This is a genomic window from Amycolatopsis taiwanensis DSM 45107 (genome assembly GCF_000519205.1).
GTDB lineage: Bacteria > Actinomycetota > Actinomycetes > Mycobacteriales > Pseudonocardiaceae > Amycolatopsis_E > Amycolatopsis_E taiwanensis.
Genome location: NZ_JAFB01000003.1, coordinates 45,143 through 71,867 on the forward strand (window position 1 = coordinate 45,143; position 26,725 = coordinate 71,867).

Below are 26,725 nucleotides of genomic sequence, written 5' to 3' on the forward strand. Positions count from 1 at the left end.
GGGTCGCGGCGCCGTTGTGGTCCAGGTCGCACAGCAGCCGCTCGGCGAACCGCCGACCGCCGACGTGCGCGGGACCGTCGTGCGCCGGGTGGAACCCACCCGCGCCTGCGCCCTGGTCCGCGACACCGTGACGTACACCGGTGACGTCGTGCGACGGTCGCCGCGGCGGTTCCGGCGTTCGTAACGTGGTCGGCACACACCACGGAACGCAAAGGAAAGCCGATGTCTGAAGTCACTTACACCGCGGTCGCCTCCTCCACCGCGGAGGGCCGCAACGGGGGGCACGCCAGGTCGGACGACGGCCAGTTGGACGTCACCCTCGGCGTGCCGAAGGCCCTCGGCGGCGCGGGCAACGGCACCAACCCGGAGCAGCTGTTCGCCGCGGGCTGGGCGTCCTGCTTCGTCGGCGCGGTGCGGCGGGTCGCCGCCGCGAAGAAGGTCCACCCGAGCGACCTCGCCGTCGTCGCGGAGATCACCCTGCACCACGACACCGAGGCCAGCGACTTCAAGCTGAGCGCGGCGCTGCACCTGGAGGCCTCCGGCGTCGACCAGGCCACCGCCGACGAGCTGGTCCAGGGCGCGCACCAGCTGTGCCCGTACTCGAAGGCCACGCGCGGCAACATCGAGGTCAGCCTCGACGCCACCGTCGCCTGACCCCGGACCTCGAGCCCGCCCCCGTGTCCCGGAGGCGGGCTCGAGCCGTTTCTCTGTCCACAATGAACGGAGCCCGAGCGTGACCCGCCGTCGCGGCCAGGATCGGCCGCTGACCGGCCGCGTCCACGCGCGACCGGGCCATCCCGCCCGCCGCCGAACGGTTCGAAGCCCAGCGCGCCGGCGCGACGATCACCGAGGTCGACTCGCCGCACGCGGTCCCGGCGGCGGACCCGCAGGCCGTCGTCGACGTCATCCCCGGGCCGCCGGCTGATCCTCGGCAGCCGGGACCGTGCGGCTTTCCCCGACGACGCACATCCAGGGCAGGCGCCCGTCCACCGGGCACCGGCGAACTGGTGGGACGACGGCGACTTCACCGGCGTCGGCGACTCGCGACGCAGCGTTGGCGCTTCGCCGAGCGCCGGGTGGACATCCGGCTCGTGAGTCTCTTCAGTGTGACCCTCCAGACAGTGAACGCCTCACCAGTGTGGCAAATAAGTGCTACATTGATGAGGCAGTTGAAAACGGAGGGAGCACCCCAGTGATCACCAACGAGCAGCTCTTCATCGGCGGCGAGTGGACCACCCCGAGCAGCCCGGAGCTGCTGGACATCCGGTCCCCGCACGACCAGTCGCTGCTGGGCCGCGTCGCGCAGGCCCAGCCCGCGGACGTCGACTGGGCCGTCGCCGCCGCGCGGAAGGCCTTCGACGAGGGCCCGTGGCCGCGCACCACCCCGGCCGAGCGCATCGCCGTCATCCGCAGGCTGAACAAGCTCCGCGAGGAGCGCGCCGACGAGATCGCGGCGCTCATCTCGGCCGAGAACGGGTCGGCCCGGTGGTTCACCAAGGCCGGCCAGCCCGGTCTGACCCGCCAGGCCGGCGCCTACCTCAAGGCCGCCGAGGAGTTCGGCTGGGAGGAGACCCTCGAACCGTCCGACCCGGCCGCGCCGTTCCGCTCGGTCGTGCGCCGCGAGGCGGTCGGTGTCGTCGCCGCGATCATCCCGTGGAACTCGCCGTTCTCCTCGGCCATGGCGAAGATCCTGCCCGCGCTGCTTACCGGCAACACGATCGTCCTCAAGGTCTCGCCGGAGAACACGCTGAGCATGAACCTCCTGGCTGAGCTGCTCGAGGAAACCGGTCTGCCCGAGGGCGTCATAAGCGTGCTGCCCGCCGACCGCGAGACCAGCGAGTACCTGGTCAAGCACACCGATGTGGACAAGATCGCCTTCACCGGCTCCACCCGCGCCGGCCGCCGCATCGCGTCGCTGGCCGGTGAGCAGCTCAAGCGCGTCAGCCTGGAACTGGGCGGCAAGTCCGCCATGATCATCCTGCCGGACGCCGACGTCGACGCGGCGGTCCAGGGCGTGAAGTTCTCCTCCCTGCTGAACAACGCCGAATCGTGCATCGCGCAGACCCGCATCCTCGCGCCGCGCGCCCGCTACGACGAGGTGGTCGCCGGGCTCAAGACGCTCATCGAGTCCCTGGGCGTCGGCGACCCGGCCGACGAGGGCACGTTCATCGGCCCGATGGTCCGCCGCGACCAGCAGCAGCGCGTCCTCGACTACATCCGCACCGGCATCGAGGAGGGCGCGCGGCTCGTCACCGGCGGCCCGGAAGTCCCGGCGGGGCTGGAAAACGGCTTCTACGTGACGCCGACCCTGTTCGCCGACGTGGACAACTCGATGCGCATCGCGCAGGAGGAGATCTTCGGCCCGGTCCTGGTCGTCATCGCCTATGACGACGAGGACGATGCGGTCCGCATCGCCAACGACTCCGAGTACGGCCTGTCCGGCGGGGTGTGGTCGGCCGATCCCGCGCACGCGCTGGAGATCGCCCGCCGCGTGCGCACCGGCACCGTCACCGTCAACGGCTCCCCCATCGGGTTCGACGGCCCGTTCGGCGGCTTCAAGGCCAGCGGCCTTGGCCGCGAGTACGGCGCGGTCGGGCTCGGCACCTACACCGAGTACAAGACCGTCACGATCCCCGCGAAGGCACCCCGATGACCACCCTCGACCTCCCCGCCAAACCCGCCGTGCGGCCGGCGATGACAGCCCTCGTCCTGGCTGTCCTACTGGCCGCACTGGACCAGACCATCATCGCGACCGCGCTGCCCAGGATCGCCCGGGACCTCGGCGGGTTCCGCGACATCGCCTGGGTCACCGCGTCCTACCTGCTCGCCTCGACCGCGGCCACCCCGCTGTGGGGCAAGCTCGGTGACATGCTCGGGCGCAAGCGCCTGTACCTCGTCGCCACCACGGCGTTCCTGATCGCCTCCGCGCTGTGCGGGCTGGCGCAGGACCTGCCGCAGCTCGTCGCCGCGCGCGCCCTGCAGGGGCTGGCCGGCGGCGGGATGATCGTCCTGACCTTCGCGCTCGTCGGCGATATCGTCGCGCCCGAGGAACGCGGCCGCTACCAGGGCCGGTTCGGCTCGGTGTACGGCATCGCCAGCATCGCCGGGCCGCTGCTCGGCGGGCTGTTCACCGACGAGCTGTCGTGGCGGTGGGCGTTCCTGATCAACGTGCCGGTCGGGCTGGTCGCGGTCGCGATCGCCGCGCGGCACCTGCCGGGCGCCGCGCGCAGGTCCGCCGCCCGCATCGACTACCCCGGCGCCGGCCTGCTGGCCGCGGCGGCCACGGCGCTGATCCTGATCACCTCGTTCGGGCCGCAGTGGGGCTGGACGTCCCCGGGCACCCTGGGCCTCGCCGCGGCGGCGGTCGTGCTGATCGCGCTGGTGATCCCGGTCGAACGGCGGGCCGCGGCTCCGGTGCTGCCGCTGTCGATGCTCACCTCGCGCACGGTCGCGATCGCTTCGGTCATCGGGTTCATCGCCAACGTCGCGATGTTCAGCGTGCTCGTCTACCTGCCGACCTACCTGCAGGTGGTGGACGGGGTTTCGGCCACATTGTCCGGTGTGCACATGCTGCCGCTGGTGATCGGGCTGGTCGTGAGCCAGTCGCTGGCCGGCCGGTGGATCGCGAACCCGGCGCGGCTGCGGGTGGTGCTGGTGGCCGGGATGGCGCTCAACGTCGCCGGGCTCCTGCTGCTGAGCACGCTCGCCGCCGGCACCGCGCAGCTCGCGCTCGTCGTCTACTTCCTGGTCACCGGAATCGGCGTCGGGATGGTGCCGATGGTCGCCCTGACGGCGGCGCAGAACGCGGTCCCGGCGGCGGACATCGGCGCGGCGAGCGCGGTCGTGACCTTCGCCCGCTCGATCGGCGCGGCGTTCGGGGTGGCGGTGTTCGGCACCCTGCTCGGCGGCGACGTGGCGGGCCACATCGGCCGCGGCTTCCTGTGGATCGCGCCGCTGGTCGTCGTCGGCACCCTGCTCGCGCTGCTCCTCCCGAAGCGCGGCTGACCGTCCACACGGCACAGCGCCCGGCGATCCGCCGGGCGCTGTCCGCGGTGTTCAGAGGTGGCCGGCGTCGACGATCGCCTGGGTGAAGGGCTGCGGCGCCTCCTGCGGCACGTTGTGCCCGATGCCGGCGAACACGCGGTGCTCGTACTTGCCGGTGAACTTGTTCCGGTAGGTCGTGCCGTCGACCGCGGCGCCGTCGAAGTCGCTGCCGATCGTGATCGTCGGGACCGCGATGGGCGGCGCGGTCTGCAGCTTCTGCTCGTAGGCGTCGTACTGCGGCTCACCGGGCGCCAGGCTCAGCCGCCACCGGTAGTTGTGCACCACGATCGCCACGTGGTCCGGGTTGTCGAACGCCGCCGCGCTGCGGTCGAACGTGGCGTCGTCGAAGTTCCACGCGGGCGAGGCGTTCTTCCAGATCAGCTTGTTGAAGTCGTGCCGGTTCCTGGTGTAGCCCAGCACGCCGCGCTCGGTCGAGAAGTAGTACTGGTACCACCAGCCCAGCTCGGCCGCGGGCGCCAGCGGCTGCTGGTTGGCCGCCAGGTTCGTGACGAGGTACCCGCTGACCGCAACGAGCGCCGTCACCCGCTCCGGCCATAGCACCGCGATGATGGCCGCGGTGCGCGAACCCCAGTCGTAGCCGCCGAAGATCGCCTTGTCGATCCGGAGCGCGTCCAGCAGGGCGATGACGTCGAGCGCGATCGCGGACTGCTGCCCGTTGCGCACGGTCTGCGCCGAGCGGAACGTGGTGCTGCCGTAGCCGCGCAGGAACGGCACGATCACCCGGTAGCCCTGGGCGGCCAGCAGCGGCGCGACATCGACGTAGCTGTACGGGTCGTAGGGCCAGCCGTGCAGCAGCACCACCGGCGTCCCGATCGCCGGCCCGAACTCGAAGTAACCCATGTCCAGCACACCGGCGGTGACCTGCTTGACCGGGCCGAGCGCGGTGTGCTCGCCGGAGCCCGTCCGCAGGTCCGCGCCCGGCGCCGGAGCGGGAGCCGCGACCGGCGCCCTCTTCAGCGAGCACGCGCCCAGCGAAGCCGCCGCCGCACCCGCCGCGATCGTCTGCCCGAACAGTCTCTTGCTGATCATCTCGAAACACTCCCGTGCGAGGCACCCGTTGTCCTCGACGACGCTAGGTACCGCGCGCGAGGTGGCGCGCCCGTCGGGTGACGCTGCGGGTGTACGTCACCCCCGGTTTTCGAGCATCTCGGCCAGGTCAGCGCGGGAGCTGACGCCCAGTTTCGGGAAGATCCGGTGCAGGTGGGTACCCACGGTGCGGTGCGACAGGTACAACCGCTGCCCGATCTCCCGGTTGGTCAGCCCCTGCGCGGCCAGCTCGGCGATGCTCAGCTCGTGCGGCGTCAGCTTCTCCCGGGCATCCGTGCCGCGGTTCGGGCTCGACTCCCCCGCACTCCGCAACTCCCGCCGCGCCCGCTCACCCCACGCCGTCATCCCGAGCGCGTCGAACGTCTCCCGCGCGGTCCGCAGGTGCGTCCGCGACTTCACGACCCGCCGCTGCCGCCGCAACCACTCCCCGAACGCCAGGTGCACCCGCCCGCGCTCGGCGGGCCACCCGGTCAGATCCGCCCGCAACGCCTCCAGGAACAACTCCTCCGCGTCCTCGGTGGACGCCAGCACCGCCCGCGCGTACCGCAGTCCGATGTGGAGCGCCGGGGACGAGGTGGTCCTCCCGAGCGGTTCCATCTCCGCCAGGATGTCCCGCATCGTGTCGCTCTGACCGGATCGGACCGCCGCCTCGGTCAGCTCGGCGAGGAAGTACGCCCGCAACGCCAGCTGGTAGGCCGGATCGGCCGGGTCGAGCACACGGCGCAGGTCGGCGAACGCGTCGTCGTAGCGGCCCTCGCTCAGCGCGGCGAGCCCGCGGGCGAGCTGGACGGTCGCCAGCACCGGTCGGGCGCCCGCCGCGAGCCCGGCCCGCTCGGCCTCGTCGGCCAGCGCCGTGGCCTGCGCGTGGTCGCCCCGCAGCGCGGCGATCTCGGCCTGCACCGCCTTGGCCAGCCCGAACATGAACGGCTGGTGCGTCTCCTGGGCGAGCTTCGCGGCCTCCGCGGCGACCGGCACCGCGGTGGCCAGGTCGCCGAGGCGGGCCCGGCTCCACGCCTGCACCGCCAGCGCCCGCGGCAGCAGCCCGAGCAGGCCCTGGGCGCGCAGCCCGGGCGCGGCCGCCGCCGCGAAGCGCGCGGCCAGGTCGAACGCCCCGACCTGCAGCGCCGCGCTGCCCAGGACGCGGTCGATCGCGGAGTTCGCGCCCGCGGCGCCGGCCAGGGTGCGCAACCCGGCGAGCACGGTCTCACCGCGGTCGAACGGCGCGACGTAGGCGGCGATCGCGACCTGGCGCGGATCGTCGCCGGGCAGCGGCAGCCGGTCGGACACGGCCAGCAGCGCGCGCCGGGTCTGCGGGCCGGGCTCGGACCAGAAGCAGCGCATCGCGGTGCTCCACAGGATCCGCGCCGCGACCTCGGTGTGCCCGTCGCCGGCGACCCACGCGGCCAGCTCGCCCAGTTCCGCGACGCGGGTGATGTCCTCGCGCACCCCGTCCTCGAACGCGCTGAGCAGCCACGCCGCGGCGGCCTGCTGGCGCGGCGTGAGGTCCAGGCCCTGCGCCTCGCGCACCAGGCGTTCGACCGCGTCACGGCGGCCGCAGTCGGCAGCCAGCTCCGCGGCACGCAGCAGGCGGACCCCGCGCCCGTCCGGCCGCTCGGACAGCCGGGCGGCCTGTTCGACGGCGGCGATCGCGGCGGTGGCCGCGCCGCGGCGGCGGGCGCGTTCGGCGACCTGGTCGAGTTCCTCCGCCACCGCCTCGTCGGGGCTCGTGGTCGCGGCGGCCTGATGCCAGGCCCGCCGGTCCGGGTGGGCGACCAGCGTCGCGGCGAGCGCCAGGTGCGCCTGCCTGCGCTCGGCGAGCGTCGCGGCCGCCGGGATGGCCGAGCGCATCAGCGGGTGCCGGAACGTCACCGTGCCCGCGGTGACGTCGACGAGCCCGGCCGCCACGGCGGGCGTCAGCACGTCCACCTCGACGGTGTCCTGCCCGACCAGGCCGGTGGCGGCCAGCGTTTCGGCGACCGAGTCGCTCTGCGCGAGCGCCGCGACCAGCAGCGCGGTGCGGGTCGGCGCGGGCAGGCCGGCGACCCGGGCGGTGAAGGCGCGTTCGAGCCGGTCGCTCAACGGCAGCACCGGATCCAGCACGCCCGCCTCGGCCACGACGGAGGGCAGCTCGGCCAGCGCGAGCGGGTTGCCCGCCGCTTCGGCCAGTACCTGCTCCCGCGCCGACGCGGACAGCCCGGGGGCGAGCGAATCCAGCAGGTCGGCCGCGTCCTCGTCGGACAGTCGCGCGACCGGCATCGCGGACAGGCCGGCGTCCTGCAGCGGCGAGCGTTCGCCGTCGCGCAGGGTCGCGATCAGCGCGATGGGCTCGGAGTCGATCCGCCGGGCCACGAACGCCAGCGCGTCCACGCTCGCGCGGTCGAGCCAGTGCACGTCCTCGGCGACGAGCAGCAGCGGCCGGTCCGCGGCCTCCTCGGCCAGCAGGGTCAACGCCGCCAGGCCGACCAGGTAGGTGCTGGGCTCGTCCCCGTCGGCGAGGCCGAGCGCCGTGCGCAACGCGGCCCGCTGCGGGGACGGCAGCGCGTCGATCCCCGCCCGCACCGGGTGGAGCAGCTGGTGCAGCCCCGCGTAGGCGAGGTTCTGCTCGGCCTGCACGCCGGTGGTCGTCAGGACCCGCACCCCCGCGACACCCGCCGCGGCGACGGCTTCCGCGACGAGCGCGGACTTCCCGATGCCGGCCTCCCCGGTCAGCAGGAACCCCGTGCACTCCCCCGGGCCGTCCACGAGCTCGGCCAGTCGCTTGAGCTCGGTCTCCCGTCCGAACAGCCCCATCCCGCGGCACCCCTACCCTCGATCTCCCGAAGGCGACGATACCGAAAGGGTCAGGTGTGGCGTTTCACCAGTTCAGGCGGGCGTGACGGCACGGATGACCGCCGCCTCTCCGTGCCGCGTCCCGTCCGGGCCGAGCAGCGTCCACACCGTGGTGTCCTCGATCCAGAACCGTTCCCCGGACTTCGCGATCCGCCGGTGTAGCCGAACCGGCACTGCGCGACCAGCAGCGCCGCGAACGCGGGATCCTCCGGCGCCATCAGAACATCGGCAGACCGGGCTCCATGCCCAGCCGCACGCGTCCCGAACCGCCGAAGAACTCGGGCGCCTGGTTGACGTGCTGCAGCGCCACCATCCCGTCCCGGTGCAGCCGCTCGATCGGGCTGCCCAGGTACAGCGACGCCGAGCCGGCCAGCTGGTACACCGCGACCAGGGCCTCCCGGCCGACGGCGGCCGCGTGCGCCATCGCCGAGTGCAGGTCGGCGTGCAGCTCCAGCGTGATGGGCGCGTTGCGCTCGGCGGCCTCGTCGATCCGCCGGGCCACGTCGAACAGGAACAGGCGCGCCGCCCGCACCGCGGTCTCGTGGCGGGCCAGCAGCTCCGGCACGCGGGGCTGTGCGGCGAGGGGACCGCCGAACGCCGTCGCCTTGCCGGGCGCGAGCGCGACCAGCTCGTCGATCGCCTGCTCGACCGTGCCCAGCGCCACGGCGGTGCAGCCGGCGAAGACCAGCAGGATTGGGTTGCGGCGGTAGGTGGGCCGGTCCAGGCGCAGCGGGAGGTCGATCCGCGCGGTCAGCTCGGCGGGCACGAACGCGCCGGTCACCACGACCCCGTGGCTGCCGGTTGCGCGCATCCCGCTGACGTCCCAGGTGCGCTCGATCTCCAGCTGGTCCCGGTGGACGTGGAACAGCCGCGCTTCCGGGCCGCAGTCGGTCATCGCGGGCTGTTCGCCGTCCATCACGACGCCGAGCGGGACGAACCACTCGGCCGCCTCGATGCCGCTGACGATGGGCCAGCGGCCGGACAGCCGGTACCCGCCGTCGACCGGGACGGCCGTGCCCGGCTGGCCCCCGTTGGCCAGCACCGGTTCGCGCCCGCCGGTCCAGATCTTCGCGGCCCCCTCCTCGCCGAGCATCGCCGCGGTGAAGCCGAAGTTGGCGTTCCACACGATCCACGCGGTGGCGGGGTCGATCCGGCCGAACCGCTCGTAGACGGTGAGCGCGGTGGTGAGCGACACCTCGAGCCCGCCGTACTCGGCCGGGGTGAACAGGCTGAAGGCGCCGGCGTCGCGCAGCTCGGCGATCAGGTGGTCCGGCAGGCGGCCGGTTCGTCCGGCTTCCTCACGCACGGCCTCGATCATGCCTCGGAGCAGGGTGGGCAAAGCCAGCGCCTGGGTCTCCCCGGAAGTGTTGTGCGACATGAAGACGATGGTGCTGCCACGTTGTGTACACGCGATCGACGCCATCGATTTCGCGTACAGCCGCTGTCCACAATGGCGCCTTAACCTCCACCCGTGATCAAGAAAACAGCAGTTGTCATGGCGGCCGCCGCCGGCCTAGTCCTGACCGTCCTGCCGGGCACGGCGGACGCGACCCCGGGCCGGGGCGTCTCGGCCGTCACGATCTTCGACCACGTCATCGGCGACACCGACTATGTCCTCAAGGAGATCACCCTCGCTCCGGGTGGAAGCACGGCTGGCACTACCACCCCGGCCAGGTGACCGGTTACGTCAAGCAGGGCGTCCTGAGCCACAACGAGTCCGATTGCGCGAGCGACGGCGTCTACCACGCCGGTCAGGTCATCTCGGAGGAGAGCGGCGCCGGTTACGTTCACATTGGACGCAACCTCGGCACGACGCCGGTGGTGCTCCACGTGCTCTACCGGAGCCCGGTCGGTCAACCTCTCGCCGTCGACGTTGCCAACCCCGGCTGTTCCTTCGACTGACACTCGTCTGCGGAACGTCGATCGATCGTCTATTTCCGGCGTTTACGGTTCATCTCAGGCGTGGCCCGAGGTCCGCTCGCGAAGGACCGGCGCGGCAGCGAGCTCGTCCGGACCGCCTGTCCCACGGCTACCCGTGACCAGTTCAACTGGCTACGCATGACCAACGAAAGGTGCCAGGAAATGTCACAAGAACGACGGGACAGACGCGCAAGACGCCTGACCGGGCTACTGGCGGCGGCTGTTCCGCTCGTCGCCGTGATTCCCCTCGCCGCGAGCGCGTCGACCCAGCTCGCGCCCGCGCAGGCCACCACGCCGGCGTGTACCTCGGTGCCCGTCACGGCTCCGCAGGGCGCGAAGATCGAATCGGTACAGGCGGAGCGCCACGAGGGCGGAACGCTTTCGTTTCCGGCCACGGAACTTTCGCCGGCGACCGTGATCACCGATGTGCCCGCCTACTGCGAAATCAGCGTGACCGTCACTCACCTCGGGGCGGACGACCACGTGAAGGTCGGCATCACCCTCCCGGACACCGGCTGGACCGGACGGCTCCAGGGTATCGGCGGCAGCGCCTACGCCGCGGGCAACTTCGGGGCGCCGCTGGTGCAAGCCGTGAAGGACGGTTACGTCGGCGTCACGACGGATGCCGGCGTGTTGAGCGGCCTCGACACCAGCTGGGCGGTCACCGCCGACGGCACGGTCGACCAGGCCCTGCTGTCCGACTTCGCGTCCCGTTCGGTCCACGAGTCGGCCGTGATCGGCAAGGACGTCGTGCGCCGGCACTACCAGCGCGCGGTGTCGTACTCATACTGGAACGGCTGCTCGACCGGTGGCCGCCAGGGCTACGAGGAAGCCCAGGACTTCCCGGCCGACTTCGACGGCATCCTGGCCAACGCGCCCGCGGTGAACTGGACGCAGTTCGCGGTGGCGACCCTGTGGCCGCAGACCGTGATGAACAACGACCACCACTTCGTCAGCAACTGCGTGCTCGGCGCGTTCCAGAAGGCCGCGATCCAGGCGTGCGACCCGCGTGACGGGGTCACCAACGGCATCATCGACCGGCCGGACGAGTGCGGCTACGACCCGCGCTCGCTCGTGGGCACCACGGTGCTGTGCGACGGCCGGGAGATCACCGTGACCACCGCGGACGCGGACGTCATGCGCAAGATCTGGAACGGCCCGACCGACGAGCGCGGGCGGTCGTTGTGGGCCGGCCTGCCCAAGGGGGCGGACTACACCTGGCTCGCGGGCACGGCTCCCGGCCCCGACGGCGCGTTGACGGCGCCGGGTTTCCCAGTGGCGGTGCAGTGGGTGCAGGCCTTCCTGGAGAAGCAGCCGGGCTTCGACACCGCGCAGCTCACCTACGCCCAGTACCGCGACTTGTTCGGCCAGTCGGTGCGGGAGTACGACCGGGTCATCGGCACCTCCGACCCGGACCTGTCGGCGTTCCGCCGCTCCGGTGGCAAGCTGATCACGTTCGTCGGCACCGCCGACCAGCTGATCCCGCCGGGCGGCACGCTCGCCTACCGCGCACAGGTCGAGCAGCGGATGGGCGACGCGGAGCGGGTGAACGACTTCTACCGCCTGTTCCTCGCGCCCGGCGTCCAGCACTGCGGTGGCGGCGCGGGTGCGCAGCCGACGAACGAGCTGGGCGCGCTGGTCAACTGGGTCGAGCACGGCACGGCCCCGGTCACCCTCGCCGCAACCACCCTCGATGGTTCGGCGTCGCGGGACCTGTGCCCGCTGCCTCAGGTGTCGCGCTACCAGGGCTACGGTGACCCGGCGCTGGCGTCGAGCTACCGCTGCACCAGGTTCTGAACCCGAGCGGGAAAACGCCGTCTGCGCCGGCCTTTCCGGCGCAGACGGCGTTTTCGCGTTCAGCGCGGCAGACCGCGCAGCAGCCGCAGGATCGTCGTGGTCACCAGGGCCGGCACGCCGTGCCGCTCGGCGAGGGTGACGACGGGGCCGAGCAGTCCGTCGTGCTCCAGCGGACGGCCCGCCTGCCGGTCCTGCAGCATCGACGTCGTCATGTCCGGGTTCATCCCGCTGATCCAGTCGACGATCTCCCGTGCCCGCGCGTCCGTCAGGGGCACGCCCGCGGCACGCGCCACCGAGGCGGTCTCGGCGGCCAGGTCCAGGGCGATCGCGCGCAGGCCGGGGTCGCCCAGCATCTCCATCCGGCGGCCGGTCAGCGCGGTGAGCGAGTTGGTCACGACGTTGATGATCAGCTTGGCGCCGGCCGCGATTTCGCCCGGCTCTACGCGGGGTTCGGGCTCGTCGTCGAGACCGTGCCGGACCTCGCGCTCGCCTCGTGGGAAATCGTCGGGGAGGACGAGTGCCCCGGCGCGATCCGCTCGCAGTTGAGCCAGGCCAGCGCCGGCACGACGCGCGCGTCGGTGAGCGCACTCACCCGCTCGCGCTGGTCGATCCCGTTCTGCGCGACCAGCACCGCCCCGTCCGCGGGCAGCTGCGCCAGCCAGTCCGCGACGGCGGGCGTCGCGCCGATCTTCACGGCGAGGACCGCCCACCGCGCCGCGGGCAGGTCCCCGGGCGTGGCCACCCACTTCACCGGCTCCTCGCCGGTTCCGGTGTCGTCGGTCACGGCGAGGCGGTCCACTTCGGACCGCTCGCACACGATCACGGTGTGTCCCGCCCTGGCCAGGTGGTAGCCCAGCAGTGTGCCGAGCGCGCCCGCGCCGATCAGCGCGACGGACTCGGATGTTCCCATCGTTGTCACCACACCAACGTTTGACACCATCCGTTGACGGGACGCTCGAGGTCCGGCCCGGCGTCTACAAAAAGAACTCTCAAGTAGCCCATATCTACGGCGTTAAACCGGGGGCAGCTCGGTATCAACCAGACATGCCTGCCGCCGAGCGCGACTCGTTCGCCAACCTGCTTCTCCTGTGCTTGGGCCATCACGAGGAGGTCGACGACGACGAGAATCGCTATCCGCCGGAGAAGTTGAAGGAATGGAAAACCGCGCACGAGGGCGCCGCTAATTCAGTGTTGAACAGATTGACGGTGCTGGACACGAACGGCCTAATGGAGTTACTGACTGAGATTGCCGAGCCGCCCCTCGATCGCCTGGAGACCATTACCAAGCGCCTGGAAGAGACCGGCTCCGTTACTGCCGACACGGTGAACGAACTCAAGCAGATCATCGCCGTCATGTCCGATACAGGTGTCGGCATCGACGCACATACAGCACAGATCCTGTCCTACGCCGCAGAAGTACTCGGCACCAGCGACTTCAGCAACAGCGCCCGTCTCCTCGCCACAGCAGCGGACATCCTGCCCAGCACGGCCAAGGAGATGAGCCGTGTCGCCGAGGCGATGAATCAATTCAGGTAAGCCCAATGGCGTGAAAGCGGCAGGTTAACCAACAAACCTACGACTGAAGCTGCGACACGGTTCGACGGCTTCCGTTCACGTCGGCTGCCGCGCTGTTTTCGGTGCGCCTGTCCAATCGGAGAACCATCTGAAGAACACCCAGTCGGGTGAACGTGCTGGGGCAGTTTTGTGTGGCCCCGGACTTCGGGTGGATTTCTCATGTCGTGCGCCACGCCATCAGCGTGATCGACACCCTGCTCGACGGCGAGCACGTACCCGCCATGCCGCAGCCGGGCTGGACCCGATCGTTCCAGGAATTCGCCGACTTCCTCCGAAACAACCCCACGGATCGAGAAGTGAAGCGGCGGCGCACCCACATCACGTTCATCGCCGACCTGCCCAGCCTGGGTATCTTCCGCGAGGTCCTACACGAGAAGCTGTCTGATCCCCGACTGCGCTGGGAAAACAACGACCTCACCGACATGATGTACCTGTCCGCAGGCGCCGCATACTGCGACCACATCGTCGGCGAACGCCGCCACATCGCCTACATCACCAACGCAACCCAGCGACTTCAACGCCACGCCAGAGTCCACCGCACCCTCACGTCCCTTACGGACCACCTCTGACCCAACGTCAACTGTACAGCCGAGACCAACCTCCAAAAAGAGCGGCCAAACATCGGCCACTGACCAGAAAACCGACGGGCCCAACCGAAGAGCAATTTGGGGATCAACGTCACGTGGATCGCCCAGTTCTCGACGCCGGTTTCGAGTTCGGTGACGCTGCGGGGCCAAGCGGCGGAGTTTGCGGTTGGCCAGTTCGGCGAACCACGAAGTGCCTGCCGATCATTGCCCTCCGCCCCGCGCACCTAATACTCCAGCTGTAGGTCGTAATCTTGCTGGTTGGGGTCCGTGTGCTCAGCCGCGAGCTGCTCAAAGGAGGTGCCGTCGAGCAGCCGGTCGAGCATGTCCATCAGGTGAGGACATTCGTGAGCCGGGTGCTCGGCCGGGCACATGAGCGCGTGCGTAAGGAAGCCCTTGGCCCCCTGAGCCCTGGAGATCAGCTCCTCCAGCTCCGCGATCTGCTCGCCGACCGTAGCGCGCCATTGTTCGCTCGCCTCGTCCAGCACGGCGGCGGCTGCGTGGAGGCGAATGCCCAACCTCTGTGCAATCTGAAGGAACGCCAAGCGGCGCATCTCCTGCAGGCCGTAGACCCGCCTCCCATTCACTCGTCCCGCCGGCCGCACGAGGTCGCGCTCCTCGTAGTAGCGCAACGTCGATGTTCGCATGCCGAGTCGCTTGGCGGCCTCACCGATGGGAATCAGGTCCATGTCTCCATTTGACTTCAAGCCGACTTGAAGCAGGAGCCTGGGTGCATGGAAACCACGACGTCCTGGACCCGAGAGAAACCGACCCGTTCGCCGTTCGCGATGCCGAGTGGGCTACCCGGCCGGCTCGCAGGCCGCATCATGCTGTGGACGAACAGGCAGCAGGACCTGCTCGACCTGCTCGACGTCCAAGCGGGCGAGCAGGTCCTGGAGGTCGGTTACGGTCCTGGCGGGCTGATCCGCCTGCTCCAGCAGACGCCCGCGAGGCGGATCAGCGGTGTAGACCCCTCTCCCCAGATGCGCAACCTTGCCGCGCAGCCGCACCGGGCGGAGATTGCCACGGGCCGGATCGACTTGCAGCTGGGCACGGCCGACCGCACAGGCTTCGGGGATGCGGAGTTCGACTGCGTGGTCTCCGTGAACAACGTGGCCATCTGGCCGAATCTTCAAGCAGGACTAAGCGAGTTGCATCGAGTGACACGTGCTGGCGGGCGAGTACTGATCGCCTGGCATGGCGGGACGCGGCCGTCCCGGATCGCCCGCAGCCTCGCGCTGCCGGAGGACAAGGCTACTCACCTCGAGCGGGAGCTTCGCAGCTTCTTCTCTGGTGTCACACGCCACGAGTTGACCACCCTGACCGTCTGGGCCGCCGTCCGCTGACCAGGCACTCCGAAAACTCCAGCGGTAGATCGCAATACCGCGCCAAACAAGCCCACTACCAGTGAAGACACGCCAAAACTACGAAGTGGGAGGGTCGGGAGCTGGCGCGGTCTCATCGATCGGCCGTAGGGCACGGGGCCTCTGGTGGCCGCATGGCTTCCCGGTGAGCCGTTCTTCTCCGTGGCCGTGACCTGATCGTGGTTCCGTTTCCAGCTCCCGCCCGTCAAACCCGTTTCCAGACCAGGCCGCCAGCCCGCTCCGGGCCTCCTGGCAGCTACCCGGACCGGACTTACACCGGCAAGCCAACCGCTGGACGATCACCTTCTGGGTGCGCGGGCGTGGCATTATCGGTGTCGTCGGCGGCCGCGCGGCGACGGTTGAATCTCAGTGCACTGGCGTGGCCGCGGGTGAGGGTTGCCGCCGGGAAATCAGGGCGCCGGAGATGATCGCGCCGACGGCCGCGGCGATCGCGGCGACGGTGAACGCGGTGACGTAGCCGCCGGTGGCGTGGCTGGTGAGGTTGCCTGCGGCGAGGCTGGAGGTGACCGCGGCACCGGTGGAGGCGCCGAATTCGTGGAAGGTCGACACAATGCCGGAGGCGATGCCTGCCTCGTCGGGTGCGACCTGACCGAGTGCGGTGGCCGAGGCCACCACGAACAGCGTGCCGATCCCGGCCGACCCGATACTGACCCCCAGGACCACCCCGACGGTGGTGGGCCAGAATGCGGGGACCGCGAGACCCACTGCGGCGGTGACGAGGCCGATGATCGCCAGGCGCCGTCCGCCCCAGGTGCCGATGATCCGGCCACTCAACTGGGCGCCGATCATGGTCATGATCGCGACGGGGAGGAACAGCAGCCCGGTGACAAGCGGGCCGAGATCGGCGGTGTTCTGCAGGTAGAACGAGCCCAAGAAGAAGACCGCCACCATGAGGGCCGTTCCGATCGCGATCACGAACGTCCCGGCCACAACCGGGCGCCGGAACAACAGGCCCAGATCCATCAGCGGAGCCGCCGCAGTGCGCTGCCGCCACCCGAACAACAGGTAGAGCACCACGCCGACAGCGAACATGACCAACGTCCGCGGAGCCAGCCAGCCCGCTTCGCCAGCGCCGATCATCCCGTAGATCACCGAGCCGGTGGCCGCGGTCACCAGCAGCGCACCGAGCACGTCGGCGCTGCGCCGCTGCCCGGTCTCGACGGCTGGCAGTTTCGGCAACACACGGATCAAGACGACAAACACGATCACACCGATCGGCACGTTGATGTAGAACACCCACGGCCAGCCGGGGCCTGCAGCGAGCAGGCCGCCGACGAGAACGCCGACCGCGGCGCCACCGCCGCCGAGCGCGGACCAGATCCCGAGCGCCTTGTTCCGCTCGTCACCCTCGAACATCCGCACCACAACCGACAGCGCCGACGGGGACAGCATGGCCGCGCCAAGGCCCTGGCCAACCCGGCCGATCAGAACCACCACTCCGTCCTGCGCGGCACCGGTAGCGAGCGACGCGAGCGTGAAAAGGGCCAGGCCGAGCAGCACCATCGTCTTCGGACCGACCAGGTCGGCAATCCGCCCGCCCAGCAGCATAAGACCGCCGAACGTGAGCGTGTAGGCACTGACCACCCACGTCACCGTCTGCCGGTCCAGACCAAGATCGGCACCCATCAGTGGCAGCGAGATCGCTACCACGGTCACATCCAAGATCAGCATGAACTGCGCGATCCCGAGCAGCGCCAGCGTCTGCCAGCGCCTGGGGTAGCTGTCCACGGTTCCTCCTTCGAGCTAACTCAAGCATGTCTGTACGAGTTGCAACCGATATACTAACTCAAGCATTCCTGTACGAGTTGTGAGCTGGAGGAGCGATGACAGGTGCGCGGGCCGATGGTGCAACGCGTGGCGCCGGTGGCCGGCCGGCGCGCGGGCGCCGGGCCGCGAATGTCCGAGCTGACGCCCAGCGGAACCGGGCTGCGATCCTGCAGGCCACTGTGGACACACTGCGGAAGGACCCCGATGCGTCGGTGGCTCAGATCGCGGCCGAGGCCGGAGTGGGTCGCATGACGCTCTACGGGCATTTCCCGACACGGCCGGAATTGATCGAGGCCGCACTGATCGACAGCCTCGACCGAGGTGATGCCGTGCTGCGAGATGTGGATCTGGAAGGCGATGTCCGCGAGGCGTTCAGCCGCCTGATCACCGTGAGCTGGGTACTTGTCGACCAGTCCCGCGCACTGCTCGCCGCGGCCCAGAAGGAACTACCCCCGGGGCGCATCCGCGAACTGCACGAGAAAGCGGAGGCGACTCACCGCGACCTGTTGGAACGAGGGCAGCGCGAGGGCGCCTTTCGTACCGACCTCCCAGTCAGCTGGCTACTCACCACGACACATGTGGTTATCCATGGCGCCGCCGACGAAATCGCCGCGGGACGTCTCACCTCCGAGGACGCTCCGCGATTCATCGATACGACCTTGCAAGCAGCCTTCGCCAACCCGGCACAGACCTGACACAACAGGAACAGACCCTGGCGAGCCGATCTGACTCCGAGCGGCTCCGCCGCAGGGTCCGGTCCCCACGGCGATCTCTTTTCGCCAAGTCGTTCACCCTGCGCCGCTTGACCGACGTCCCCACTTGAGCGCGAGCGTCTGTGAGCAGACCACGCCTAACCAGTGGCGACGTCCACACTGTCGATGAGCAGGGTGGGCGACGTACGCCAAGATCGCCACGGGGGGCCAGTCCCCCGCGGCGATCCGCTTTTGCGTACGACGGTCGATGGTGTCCGCGCCCCCACGCCATTCGGCTGCGAATCGGGTGTTTCCCCTACCGGAGAGACGCTTTCGCGCATTTCATGCCGTGGGTCACTCGGTGGCGGAGTGGGCAGCGTGCTCCTGCTTGACCTTGCGGAGGAATTCCACTGTCCACAGTGGCACTGTAGGCAGAATCACCGCCAGGATGAGGAAGACCGCGCCGAGCGGCAGAGTCCACAGGTACACGGTGTGGATCGCGTCCGCGAAGGCGTGGGATACGACCTGTTGGATGGGTTGCGGGAGCACCGTGCCGTCGGCCAGCGCCAGCTGGGCAATCATGTCGGCCGGCGCGGGAAGGGCCGGCGTCTGCTGAAGTTGATCCACCATGCTGCGCGCCAGAATGGTACTGAACAGGGCTGTGCCGAGCGCACCGCCCATGGAGCGGAAGAACATCGCCGCCGCCGAGGCGACACCGAGGAACCGCGGTTCGGCGGAGTTCTGCATCACCAGGACCAGAAGCTGGATAGCGCAGCCGATGCCGGCGCCGAGGATGAGCATCTCCACGGCCATGAGCCAGACCGGGGTGCCGGCGTCGAGTTGGGCGAGCCCGGCCCGCCCGCGAGCGTGAGCGCGGCGCCCGCGATGGGGAAGGCACGGTAGCGGCCGCTGGCGGACACCCTGCGCCCGACGAAGGTCATCGTGACAACCACGCCCAGCATGAGCGGAGTCAGCGCCAGCCCGGAAAGCGAAGCATCCATGCCACGCACGACCTGGAAATACTGCGGGAGGAAGACCACCGCGCTCAGCAGCAGCATGCCCAGTACCACCGAGGCGGGCACGGCGACAGCGAAGGCCTTGGCCCGGAACAAGCTCAGGGCAACACGGGGTTGGCGGCCCGGCGCTCCCAGATTACGAAGGCGAGCACCAGCGCCAGCGAGGCTGCCAGCAGCCCGATGACCACCCCGGAGTCCCAGGCGTAGTCCCGGCCACCCCAGACGGTGACCAGCATGACGCAGGTGATCGCCCCGACCAGCAGGGCGGAGCCGAGGACATCGACAGAAGCGCGGACGCGGTGGTGAGTGACGGTGAAGAACCTGACGACCAGGAGCAACGCGATCAGGCCGGTCGGCACGTTGATGTAGAAGACCCAGCGCCAGCCGAGATGGTCGGTGAACAGACCACCCAGCAGCGGACCGCCGACGCTGCCGACGGCGAAGACAGCAACCGCTGTAACTGAGCGCCTTGCCGCGCTCGTGCACCGGCACCAGGTCGGCGATGCCGGCACTGCCCAGCCCCAGTAGGCCTCCACCACCGAGACCCTGGACGGCGCGCAGCGCGATCAGTGACCACATGTTCGGGGCCATTCCGGCCAGGATCGAGGCGGCACTGCGTGCGCGTGGGCAGATCGAGACGGCAGCAGGTCTCTTGGGTGGGGCCTTACCAGTGGCGCCGTCCACACCGTCGATGAGAAGGGTGGGCGACGGGTCCGGCCCCTCCAACTCCTCCACGACCACCAGGGTAGGAATCAGGAGAAGGCATTCCCGCATTGAATAGCCGGAACCGGCGCTGGCCGCCGTCGTCACGGCCGGAGTCAGCGCGCTCGCGGTCGGGCAACTGCTCGGTCCTGCCGTCGGCCTTGGCGATCCACAAGTCGTGCCCTGAACGTCTCGCCCCCGTACACGCCGTTACCCAGATCCACGCCATAGACCTTCGCGGTCACCGTAGCCGTGGTGCCCGGCTGCCAGTAGTTCTGCGGCCGGTAGTGGACTCCCCGCTTCGACAGCCAGTACCGGCCGCCCGGCTGAGCCGTCGGTCAGCGGGGCGTTGTTCGCCCGCATCGCCCGCACGACGACCGGGGTGGCCGGGCTGACCTCGCCCGCGTTATGGGCGGCCACAGACCAACGTCATCACCGCGGGGGCACAAGGTCCTGTTTGCTGTAGTAGCCGGTACCCGAGCAAGGTCGCGTGGGAGCTACCTGGCGGCGATATCTATCGACCCCAGCAGACCACGTGACGTGTCGCCGTGGTTAACTCCAGACGGAAGAAGCGCAGTCTGTGCGTGGTGTCCTTGATCGGTGTAATGACATGTGTGGCGAGTACGTGCTGGACTTCGTTGCAGGTCAAGGCAATCCAGCCGGTCGGTTCCGTTGCGCGGGTGCGTTCGGTCGCGGCGAGGACGGTGAGGAACGCGTGCGCGAGCATCGCCAGGACGGTCCAGCGATGCCAAGAGACCCAGCGGCGGACCTGGTGCTGATCCAGACCGGCCAGACCTTTGCTGGTTTGGAAGGATTCTTCGACGCGCCACCGAGTTCCAGCCACGCGGACCAGAACCGGCAGCGCCACGAGGGTGGGCGCGTAGCAGCGATAGAACGCCAACTCTTCGGTACGGCGGTTGCGCCGGATCAGCAGCCACCGATGCCCGGCCACCTCGGCGCCTGGATCGATGTCGATCAGGGCCCAGTCGTAAAAGCGGTGTCCTTTCGCCCCGGCGCCGGCCGACAGGCGCTGCCACACGTGTTTCGGTAGCCGTGTGACCAGTTCGTCGGGGCGGAACGTCCCGGCTGCGGTGGCGACGCGGCGGTCGCATCCAATGGCCAGCACGTAGCCGACGCCACGGCCCTCCAGTTCCGCACGCAGCCCGGGGTCGGCGCCATAGACCTCATCGCCGGTCACCCACGGCACGTGAACTCCGGCATCGAGAGTCCGGATGATCATCGTCGTGGCCATGGCCGGTTTGGTCGCGAACTGCACGTCCTTGTCGATCCCGGCCGCGGCGCAACGGGCGCGGTCGCCTGTCCAGGATTTCGGCAGACAGCAACACAGCGACCTGCGAGTTCTCGATCCGGCCAGCGGTTCCGGTGTATTGACGCTGCACACCGACGGTGTGGGTGCCCTTTTTCAGGTCACCGGTCGGCACGCCGGGGAGCCACGGAAGCAAGTTATCCGGCTACGCAATCAGGCACCAAAATATGCCGCTAGCGGTTTTCAATCCGAAGCGGGTTTGGACCGTGTTCAAGCAAATGCACTCTGAGAGGCCCAAGCCCCTCGCCCACCAAAGTGGTCTCAATCAAAGACACATTGTCCACTGTTTCGACGTCAACACTGAGAAGCGATGCCCGATCCGGCGCGTAGAGGATGAATCCATCAGTCATCCATTTCACAGCCGACGGAACTAGCTCGGACTGCACAATGTCTGGTGACACCTCAATCCATGCCGCTTCCGGGTAATCCATGATCGAGGCGACGAGTCGCTCTTCGCGCAATGCGACCAGTTCACACGATCTCGACACCTCGTCGAAATATCCCTTGGCCGGCCAACGCTGAATGACTCGCTCGCGCGACTCGGCGAGCGCCCAAACCTCCCCGGTCATCCGGACTGACTCCTGAAAGGTGCACCATTCACCCGTCAGTTGACGGCCATGATCACTGAACGCATTAGAGAGAGCTTCCCTGGCCCTTCTCGCCTTCCAGTTCCATCGCGCGAGCTCAGCTCGCTTTGCCACATCACCCACAGGGAACTCCACCGTAGTTTGCCTTAGCCTTTGCGCGGGAACGTTATGTGCGCAATCCGCTCAGTCAGGTTCGCGACTGTTTCCTTGGCCCCGTCTCCGCCTGGCGACGACGCCGCTATGCCGCTCGCCGGTTCGCCTCGCAGCGCCTGAACAGGTAGTAGCCCACCACTTCGCCTTTGATCGCGACGTTCTGTCCGGACGACATGAACTTGTCGCGGCTCTCTTGCCCCTGCTCGACGAAGACGAACGAACCGTTGACCAGGTCCCAACCTTCATGGCACACGGAGTTGAGTACGTCGACAGGATCGCTCGTCCGCTGTGTCGTCGTGCCGCCGACCATTGCGACGATGACGGCCTTCTGGTTCATCACGTCGATAGAGAACTGGAAGACGTGGTCGCCGTTCCTGAACGCCGCACGAGCACGCCCAGCCGGGGACCGCTCGAACGCTTGCCTTTCCTTCTCCACTTGCTGTTGGCGTTTGCGTTCCTCCGCCTCACGGCGCACCTGCTCCTTCGCCGCGAGTTCCGCAGCTACCTCTTCAGGCGTCTTCTTCTTGAGCAGCGCCACCTTTTCCTCCGCAATCTACCTCGGTCCCACACTTGGGGTCCCTTTCTTGTCGGTGACGGCGGTTCGGAAGTTACGGATTGTTTGATCTCGATTTGGTGACGACGCGAGCAATCGTCCTGCAAGGGCGTCAGGAGGCAGGAGCTCAGTTCCGTGGCTTCCGCATCTCCGCAGTGCGGATGCCGCCGTTGAGTAGCAGGTCGACTAGCGCGTCATCGCGCGTGCGCCACGGTCCGCCTGGCACGGCGAGCGACGTGGCCGCCGTCCACACTTCCCAGCGGCGTCGCCGGTCGCGACCGAGGTACCCGACCAGGATCGAGTCGCCAGCCAGCACGCGGTAAGTGCCTGAGCTCTCGAAGTCATTGCTGCGCTCGACTCGGACCGTATCAACGTTGACCATGTCTTCGCGCGTCACCCGGCGCGCTTCCGGCGCCACCGAATCCGTGACGGATTCCGTGACAATCGGCTCCGTGGGGCGCGCGGACGGGCGTTCGACCTCCGCGTGAGGTGCGCTGGCAACTTTTATCGCGTGACCGGCGTTGGCCAGCTCGGCAACGGCGGCGCGGCGGTGGCCAGCTCGGTGCGCATGTGCCCGGCGATGGCCGAGCCGACCACAGCGCGGGAACACAGGTCGATCACGGTGACCACATACGCCCAGCCCCAGATCCTGGCATAGGTGATGCCCCGCACCAGCGTTGGTCCGCCGCGGCGGCAGTGAGGTCCCGGCCGATCCCCGGTGCCGAAACTGACTCGTCATCGAGGATCGTGGTGCGTTTCCACGCCTTGGGATGGCGGCCTTCATCAGCCGCCACACCCGCTTCGGGGAGAGGGTCTATAGCGGCAACGATGTTTCCAGCGTCGTCGGTTAGTAGGTTTCGGCGGTCGGCCAGCGGTCGCCGAAGGTGATGGCGAAGGCGTCGAGCGCGGGCTTCCAGCGCATCGTCCATCGGGTGCGGCTGGTCCCGGTCGGGTCCAGGCCGCGAGTCACAAGATACAGGCACTTGAGCGCGGCCTGTTCGGTTGGGAAGTGCCCAAAACATTCTGTCGACGTATGGCGAGGCGTTCGATCTGGTCGGGTTCAAGGACCGAGTAGAGAGACAGAACCGCCGCCACCGCGGCGAACATGCCCACGGGAACGTCCTGGCGTGAGTTTCTCGCCTCGCCGGACATCATTGCGGGTGTCATCACCCTGGCGAACGAGAAGAGTAAGCAGGCGCTCGTGATCGCGGTCAGGGCGGCGCCAGGTGCGCAACGACGGGCCGCACGCGGCGATCAGCGTCCAGGTCTACTCCAGTGGCGGGCGCGCGATGCGCGCCACCACCTGGCCCCGGTGAGCGCCCGGTCCGGGTTTGACGGTCCCTGCACCGACGTCGTGCGCACCGCTGCTCGTCTGCCGGAGAAGTGCGAGAGCCTCTTCGGAGGGGGAGCCGACGGGCGTCGTGCAGACGATCAAGACCTGGTCCGGCGAACGGACGATCGACAGCGTTTGCTGAGTCACGGTCACCGTGCCGACGAGGGGGTGGTGCAGTTCATAGGACGCGGCGTCACAGGGTGCCACGCGGTGGTCGCCCCAGAGCGCGACGAACTCTGGGCTCCGCATCGTCAGTTCGCCGATCAGCTCGGCGAGCAGTGGGTCCTGCGGGCGCTTGCCGACGGTGATCCGCAGGTTGCCGACCACCGCGCGGGCCTTGCGCCTCCAGTCCGTGTACAGCTCACGGCAGTGCGGGTCGAGGAACAGCATCCGGGTCATGTTCGGCCGCCGCGCCGGGTCGTCCGGACTGTGGAAGTCCAGGTGGCCGGCCAGCAGAGTGTGCCCGAGAGCGTTCCACGCCAGCACATCCGTGCGCCGGCCGAGCACCAGCGCCGGAACGCCGTCCACGGCGCGCAGGAGGTCCCGCGTCTCGTCGGCGAGTTTTTCCGGCCGGGGACGGCGAGCGCGGGGGGTGCGGCGGGCGGCACCGGCGAGCCGGACGAGGTGCTCGCGCTCGTGGTCGTCGAGCCGCAGGGCGCGAGCGATCGCATCGAGCACTTCGGCCGAGGCGCCGCGGGACAAGCCCTGCTCCAACCTGGTGTAGTACGACACGCTGACCCCCGCCAGTTGGGCCAGTTCCTCGCGCCGAAGCCCGGCCACCCGCCTGCGGGGCCCAACGTCGCGCAGACCGACGTCCTCCGGTCGCAGCAGCGCCCTTCTGGCCTGCAGGAAATCGCCGAGTGGGCCAGGTCCGTCCATGCGTCCAGTATCCGGTGCGCGGCCGATCCCAGCCACACCCTGCGAGGGGTAGGACAACGCGGGAGTGGTTCGCACCCGCCCTCGTTCCCAGACTCGGTGCCATGGAGCACAACCCCGAACAGATCGCACTGGGCGAGGTCACCGTCACCCGCATCAAGGAGTTCTACGGTTCGGTCGAGATGAGCCCGGACGAGTTCTTCCCGGACAGTCCGGACGGCGCGTGGGACGAGCACCGCGACTGGCTGGCGCCCGACTTCTGGGACCCCGACACCGACCAGTGCCAGTCGGCGATCCAGTCTTGGCTGCTGCGCAGCGAGGGGCGCACGATCCTCGTCGACACCGGCGTGGGCAACTACAAGGACCGGCCGTACGCCCCGGTCTGGAGCCGCCTGGACACGAGCTACCTCGACAACCTCGCCGCCGCCGGGGTGCGGCCCGAGGACGTCGACATCGTGATCAACACCCATCTGCACATCGACCACGTGGGCTGGAACACCCGGCTCGAGGGCCGCGCCTGGGTGCCGACCTTCCCGAACGCCACCTACCTGATGCCGAGGCGGGACTTCGAGTTCTGGAACCCCGCCAACGAGAACGAGTCCGTGCTGGGCCGGGGGAACCAGAACGTCTTCGAGGACAGCGTCATGCCGGTCCACCGGGCCGGCCTGACCCGACTGTGGGACGGCTCGTACCGGATCGACAAGAACCTGAGGCTCGACCTCGCTCCCGGGCACACCCCCGGCTCGTCCGTGCTCGTCCTGGAGTCCGGCGTCGACCGGGCCCTGTTCGTCGGGGATCTGGTGCACACCGCGCTGCAGATCCCAGAGCCGGACACCAACTCCTGCTTCTGCGAGGACCCAGCCGGGTCCCGGGCCACCCGGCACAAGCTGCTCGGCCACGCCGCCGAGACCAACGCGCTCGTGTTCCCCGCGCACTTCGCCGGCGCGGGCGCCGCCGAGGTCGAGCGCGACGGATCGAAGTTCGCGATCAAGGAGTGGGCGGCCTTCTCCCGCGTCTGCTGACCCCGCCTGGAAAGGAAGCGTTTTCCGTGACCCACAACGCGGATCCGGTGGTCGAAACCCCGGCGGGCGCCGTGCGCGGCGTCCGCGACGACTCCGGTGAGTTCTACCGTGCCATCCCCTACGCGGCGGCACCGATCGGCGCCCGCCGGTTCGCCCCTCCCGAGCCACACCCGGGCTGGTCGGGCGTCCGCGACGGCACCCGGCCTTCGCCCACAGCGCCCCAACCGGCCCGCGACTTCGGCCGGCTCGACATGACCCCGTACTTCGGGCCGGGCTGGATACCGGGCGAAGAGTATCTGACCGTCGACGTCCGCACACCCGCCGCGGACGGCGGCAAGCGCCCCGTCCTGGTCTTCGTGCACGGAGGTGGATTCGTCACCGGCTCGACCCGCGCCGCGCTCTACGACGGCAGTGCGTTCGCCCGCGACGGCATCGTGCTCGTGACGGTGAACTACCGCCTCGGCATCCCCGGGTTCCTCGACCTGGAGGGCGCTCCAGCCAACCGCGGGCTGCTCGACGTGCTCGCCGCCCTCGGCTGGGTGCGTGCCACGGTCGCGGCGTTCGGTGGTGACCCTGACAACGTCACGATCTCCGGCCAGTCCGCGGGCGCAACGCTCGTTGGAGCGCTGCTCGCGACGCCGGGGGCGGGCGGCCTGTTCCGGCGGGCGATCGTGCAGAGTGGCAGTGGAACCGGCGCCTTCACGCCGGAACAGGCGCGCCGGGTCACCGCCGCAGCGGCTGCCGCGCTGGGTACCGAACCGACCGCCGAGGCGTTCGCCGCGATCCCGGACGAGCGTTTCGTGGAGATCCTGCCGGCACTGGCCGGCCTCGACCTGCGCACGAGCACCGCCACGGACCCGCTGGCCGGCCTCAGCCAGTTCAGCGTCGTCCGCGCGGTCCAGCCCGCCGACGCTCTCGCCGACGGTCCGGCCCGTGACGTCGACCTGCTGATCGGCACCAACACCGAAGAGGGCCTCCTCTACCTCGTGCCGCAGGGCACCCTGGAGACCACCACGGAAACGGACGTGCTCGCCCTCGCCGCGCAGGTGCACCCGGCCCCGGAGACGGCGGTCGCCGCGCACCGCGCCGCACTGCCGGACGCGACCCCGGGCGAACTGCGCTCAGCAGTGCTCGGGGAGGCTCTGTTCGGGGCCGGGACGGCACACCTGGCCAAAGCCCACGCGCAGATCTCCGGCGGCCGCACACACGTCTACTCGTTCGGGTACCGCTCGACCGCACTCAAGGGACGGCTCGGCGCCGCCCACACCGTCGAGTTGCCCTTCGTCTTCGACATCGCCGACGAGCCGTGGCTGCACGGTGACACCGGCCTGCTCGGCCCGGACCCCGTCCCGGACGGCCTCGCCGCCCGGGTGCACGCCGCCTGGGTCTCGTTCGCCCGGACCGGGAACCCGGGCTGGGCCGCGTACGATCCGCGACGACCCGTGGCGGAGGTCCTCGGCACCGTGCGGTGACAAGGTCCGATCTGGCACGACGG

General features: G+C 69.4%; 30 protein-coding genes and 3 pseudogenes. 13 read left to right on the forward strand and 20 right to left on the reverse strand.

The annotated features are described in order from the left end of the window. The first annotated feature begins 16 nt into the window (after positions 1 to 16). From A3CU_RS52080 to A3CU_RS42855, 4 genes are all read left to right on the forward strand, one after another. Positions 17 to 184 (forward strand): hypothetical protein, encoded by a 168-nt coding sequence (locus tag A3CU_RS52080; RefSeq protein ID WP_156960170.1) that lies wholly within the window; start codon positions 17 to 19, stop codon positions 182 to 184. 38 nt (positions 185 to 222) lie between these two features. Continuing rightward, positions 223 to 654, forward strand: coding sequence for an organic hydroperoxide resistance protein (locus A3CU_RS0100230; RefSeq protein ID WP_027940561.1), 432 nt, complete (start codon positions 223 to 225; stop codon positions 652 to 654). Between the two features lie 538 nt (positions 655 to 1,192). After that, complete coding sequence (locus tag A3CU_RS0100235) at positions 1,193 to 2,653, forward strand: aldehyde dehydrogenase (RefSeq protein ID WP_027940562.1); 1,461 nt, start codon at positions 1,193 to 1,195, stop codon at positions 2,651 to 2,653. Beyond that, positions 2,650 to 4,005: an MDR family MFS transporter gene (locus A3CU_RS42855; RefSeq protein WP_052371334.1), complete on the forward strand. Its 1,356-nt coding sequence runs from the start codon at positions 2,650 to 2,652 to the stop codon at positions 4,003 to 4,005. Before A3CU_RS0100235 ends, A3CU_RS42855 begins: the two co-directional genes overlap by 4 nt. Before the next feature lie 51 nt (positions 4,006 to 4,056). Here the strand turns inward: A3CU_RS42855 and A3CU_RS0100245 are convergent, their stop codons facing one another. The 4 genes from A3CU_RS0100245 to A3CU_RS0100260 form a co-directional block, all read right to left on the reverse strand. Beyond that, complete coding sequence (locus A3CU_RS0100245; protein ID WP_027940563.1) at positions 4,057 to 5,094, reverse strand: alpha/beta fold hydrolase; 1,038 nt, start codon at positions 5,092 to 5,094, stop codon at positions 4,057 to 4,059. A gap of 96 nt (positions 5,095 to 5,190) precedes the next feature. Next, positions 5,191 to 7,902: an ATP-binding protein gene (locus tag A3CU_RS0100250; protein ID WP_027940564.1), complete on the reverse strand. Its 2,712-nt coding sequence runs from the start codon at positions 7,900 to 7,902 to the stop codon at positions 5,191 to 5,193. A 72-nt stretch (positions 7,903 to 7,974) separates the two neighbouring features. Further along, entirely contained in the window at positions 7,975 to 8,115 is a 141-nt protein-coding gene (locus tag A3CU_RS50750) for an MEKHLA domain-containing protein (RefSeq protein ID WP_084143010.1), read from the reverse strand. Between the two features lie 43 nt (positions 8,116 to 8,158). Further along, positions 8,159 to 9,319 (reverse strand): acyl-CoA dehydrogenase family protein, encoded by a 1,161-nt coding sequence (locus A3CU_RS0100260; protein WP_027940565.1) that lies wholly within the window; start codon positions 9,317 to 9,319, stop codon positions 8,159 to 8,161. A 93-nt stretch (positions 9,320 to 9,412) separates the two neighbouring features. Between A3CU_RS0100260 and A3CU_RS55360 the strand changes: the two genes are divergently transcribed. The 3 genes from A3CU_RS55360 to A3CU_RS0100270 all read left to right on the forward strand — a co-directional run bounded on the left by A3CU_RS55360 (position 9,413) and on the right by A3CU_RS0100270 (position 11,658). Further along, the gene (locus tag A3CU_RS55360) at positions 9,413 to 9,619 is read left to right on the forward strand and encodes a hypothetical protein (protein WP_342668873.1); all 207 of its coding nucleotides are present in this window, start codon (positions 9,413 to 9,415) and stop codon (positions 9,617 to 9,619) included. Further along, complete coding sequence (locus tag A3CU_RS55365) at positions 9,616 to 9,843, forward strand: cupin domain-containing protein (RefSeq protein WP_342668874.1); 228 nt, start codon at positions 9,616 to 9,618, stop codon at positions 9,841 to 9,843. Before A3CU_RS55360 ends, A3CU_RS55365 begins: the two co-directional genes overlap by 4 nt. 180 nt (positions 9,844 to 10,023) lie before the next feature. Beyond that, on the forward strand, positions 10,024 to 11,658 hold the full coding sequence (locus A3CU_RS0100270; protein WP_043840493.1) for a tannase/feruloyl esterase family alpha/beta hydrolase: 1,635 nt from the start codon (positions 10,024 to 10,026) through the stop codon (positions 11,656 to 11,658). A gap of 59 nt (positions 11,659 to 11,717) precedes the next feature. Here the strand turns inward: A3CU_RS0100270 and A3CU_RS53345 are convergent, their stop codons facing one another. Both A3CU_RS53345 and A3CU_RS0100280 read right to left on the reverse strand, forming a co-directional pair. Then, the gene (locus A3CU_RS53345) at positions 11,718 to 12,209 is read right to left on the reverse strand and encodes a ketopantoate reductase family protein (RefSeq protein ID WP_281174076.1); all 492 of its coding nucleotides are present in this window, start codon (positions 12,207 to 12,209) and stop codon (positions 11,718 to 11,720) included. Beyond that, entirely contained in the window at positions 12,098 to 12,568 is a 471-nt protein-coding gene (locus A3CU_RS0100280) for a ketopantoate reductase family protein (protein WP_027940568.1), read from the reverse strand. The genes A3CU_RS53345 and A3CU_RS0100280 overlap by 112 nt, the downstream gene beginning before the upstream one ends. 134 nt (positions 12,569 to 12,702) lie before the next feature. On the opposite strand from A3CU_RS0100280, the gene A3CU_RS0100285 reads away from it, so the two are divergent. Together A3CU_RS0100285 and A3CU_RS0100290 are read left to right on the forward strand one after the other, a co-directional pair. Next, positions 12,703 to 13,194 (forward strand): hypothetical protein, encoded by a 492-nt coding sequence (locus tag A3CU_RS0100285; RefSeq protein WP_211246300.1) that lies wholly within the window; start codon positions 12,703 to 12,705, stop codon positions 13,192 to 13,194. 203 nt (positions 13,195 to 13,397) lie between these two features. Then, entirely contained in the window at positions 13,398 to 13,802 is a 405-nt protein-coding gene (locus tag A3CU_RS0100290) for a hypothetical protein (protein WP_027940570.1), read from the forward strand. Positions 13,803 to 14,044: 242 nt separating this feature from the next. Here the strand turns inward: A3CU_RS0100290 and A3CU_RS42865 are convergent, their stop codons facing one another. Next, positions 14,045 to 14,506 carry a MerR family transcriptional regulator gene (locus tag A3CU_RS42865; protein WP_052371337.1) on the reverse strand — a complete coding sequence of 154 codons (462 nt, stop codon included), beginning with the start codon at positions 14,504 to 14,506 and terminating at the stop codon, positions 14,045 to 14,047. 45 nt (positions 14,507 to 14,551) lie between these two features. On the opposite strand from A3CU_RS42865, the gene A3CU_RS42870 reads away from it, so the two are divergent. After that, positions 14,552 to 15,163 carry a class I SAM-dependent methyltransferase gene (locus tag A3CU_RS42870; protein WP_052371338.1) on the forward strand — a complete coding sequence of 204 codons (612 nt, stop codon included), beginning with the start codon at positions 14,552 to 14,554 and terminating at the stop codon, positions 15,161 to 15,163. Between the two features lie 384 nt (positions 15,164 to 15,547). Here A3CU_RS42870 and A3CU_RS0100305 read toward each other — a convergent pair whose 3' ends face one another. After that, positions 15,548 to 16,930, reverse strand: a complete 1,383-nt coding sequence (locus tag A3CU_RS0100305; protein WP_027940571.1) for an MFS transporter — start codon at positions 16,928 to 16,930, stop codon at positions 15,548 to 15,550. 95 nt (positions 16,931 to 17,025) lie between these two features. Between A3CU_RS0100305 and A3CU_RS0100310 the strand changes: the two genes are divergently transcribed. Then, positions 17,026 to 17,664 carry a TetR/AcrR family transcriptional regulator gene (locus tag A3CU_RS0100310; RefSeq protein WP_027940572.1) on the forward strand — a complete coding sequence of 213 codons (639 nt, stop codon included), beginning with the start codon at positions 17,026 to 17,028 and terminating at the stop codon, positions 17,662 to 17,664. A gap of 351 nt (positions 17,665 to 18,015) precedes the next feature. Here A3CU_RS0100310 and A3CU_RS49565 read toward each other — a convergent pair whose 3' ends face one another. The 12 genes and pseudogenes from A3CU_RS49565 to A3CU_RS42885 all read right to left on the reverse strand — a co-directional run bounded on the left by A3CU_RS49565 (position 18,016) and on the right by A3CU_RS42885 (position 24,211). After that, on the reverse strand, positions 18,016 to 18,474 hold the full coding sequence (locus A3CU_RS49565; RefSeq protein WP_027940573.1) for an MFS transporter: 459 nt from the start codon (positions 18,472 to 18,474) through the stop codon (positions 18,016 to 18,018). Next, positions 18,408 to 18,743: an MFS transporter gene (locus A3CU_RS52085; RefSeq protein WP_156960173.1), complete on the reverse strand. Its 336-nt coding sequence runs from the start codon at positions 18,741 to 18,743 to the stop codon at positions 18,408 to 18,410. Before A3CU_RS52085 ends, A3CU_RS49565 begins: the two co-directional genes overlap by 67 nt. Positions 18,744 to 18,775: 32 nt before the next feature. Further along, positions 18,776 to 19,216: an MFS transporter gene (locus A3CU_RS49570; protein WP_156960174.1), complete on the reverse strand. Its 441-nt coding sequence runs from the start codon at positions 19,214 to 19,216 to the stop codon at positions 18,776 to 18,778. Next, positions 19,188 to 19,451 (reverse strand): annotated as a pseudogene (locus A3CU_RS55515) (hypothetical protein); the annotation flags it as partial. The pseudogene A3CU_RS55515 and the gene A3CU_RS49570, both read right to left, overlap by 29 nt. 44 nt (positions 19,452 to 19,495) lie before the next feature. Beyond that, on the reverse strand, positions 19,496 to 19,687 hold the full coding sequence (locus tag A3CU_RS54235) for an Ig-like domain-containing protein (protein ID WP_425388211.1): 192 nt from the start codon (positions 19,685 to 19,687) through the stop codon (positions 19,496 to 19,498). A gap of 260 nt (positions 19,688 to 19,947) precedes the next feature. Continuing rightward, positions 19,948 to 20,815: pseudogene (locus tag A3CU_RS42880) on the reverse strand (IS701 family transposase); the annotation flags it as partial. Between the two features lie 64 nt (positions 20,816 to 20,879). Further along, a complete protein-coding gene (locus tag A3CU_RS0100330) occupies positions 20,880 to 21,275 on the reverse strand; it encodes a hypothetical protein (protein WP_027940575.1) in 396 nt (131 codons plus the stop codon). Positions 21,276 to 21,531: 256 nt separating this feature from the next. Next, the gene (locus A3CU_RS0100335; protein WP_027940576.1) at positions 21,532 to 21,984 is read right to left on the reverse strand and encodes a hypothetical protein; all 453 of its coding nucleotides are present in this window, start codon (positions 21,982 to 21,984) and stop codon (positions 21,532 to 21,534) included. Positions 21,985 to 22,126: 142 nt separating this feature from the next. After that, positions 22,127 to 22,381: a hypothetical protein gene (locus A3CU_RS0100340; RefSeq protein ID WP_156960175.1), complete on the reverse strand. Its 255-nt coding sequence runs from the start codon at positions 22,379 to 22,381 to the stop codon at positions 22,127 to 22,129. A gap of 122 nt (positions 22,382 to 22,503) precedes the next feature. Further along, positions 22,504 to 22,671 (reverse strand): hypothetical protein, encoded by a 168-nt coding sequence (locus A3CU_RS52090; RefSeq protein ID WP_156960176.1) that lies wholly within the window; start codon positions 22,669 to 22,671, stop codon positions 22,504 to 22,506. A gap of 175 nt (positions 22,672 to 22,846) precedes the next feature. Next, positions 22,847 to 23,014, reverse strand: a pseudogene (locus A3CU_RS50760) (IS256 family transposase); the annotation flags it as partial. 252 nt (positions 23,015 to 23,266) lie between these two features. Further along, a complete protein-coding gene (locus tag A3CU_RS42885) occupies positions 23,267 to 24,211 on the reverse strand; it encodes a helix-turn-helix transcriptional regulator (RefSeq protein ID WP_245616830.1) in 945 nt (314 codons plus the stop codon). 101 nt (positions 24,212 to 24,312) lie between these two features. Between A3CU_RS42885 and A3CU_RS0100360 the strand changes: the two genes are divergently transcribed. Next, positions 24,313 to 25,230 (forward strand): MBL fold metallo-hydrolase, encoded by a 918-nt coding sequence (locus A3CU_RS0100360; RefSeq protein WP_027940578.1) that lies wholly within the window; start codon positions 24,313 to 24,315, stop codon positions 25,228 to 25,230. Positions 25,231 to 25,256: 26 nt separating this feature from the next. Further along, positions 25,257 to 26,702, forward strand: coding sequence for a carboxylesterase/lipase family protein (locus A3CU_RS0100365; protein ID WP_027940579.1), 1,446 nt, complete (start codon positions 25,257 to 25,259; stop codon positions 26,700 to 26,702). Positions 26,703 to 26,725: the final 23 nt, after the last annotated feature.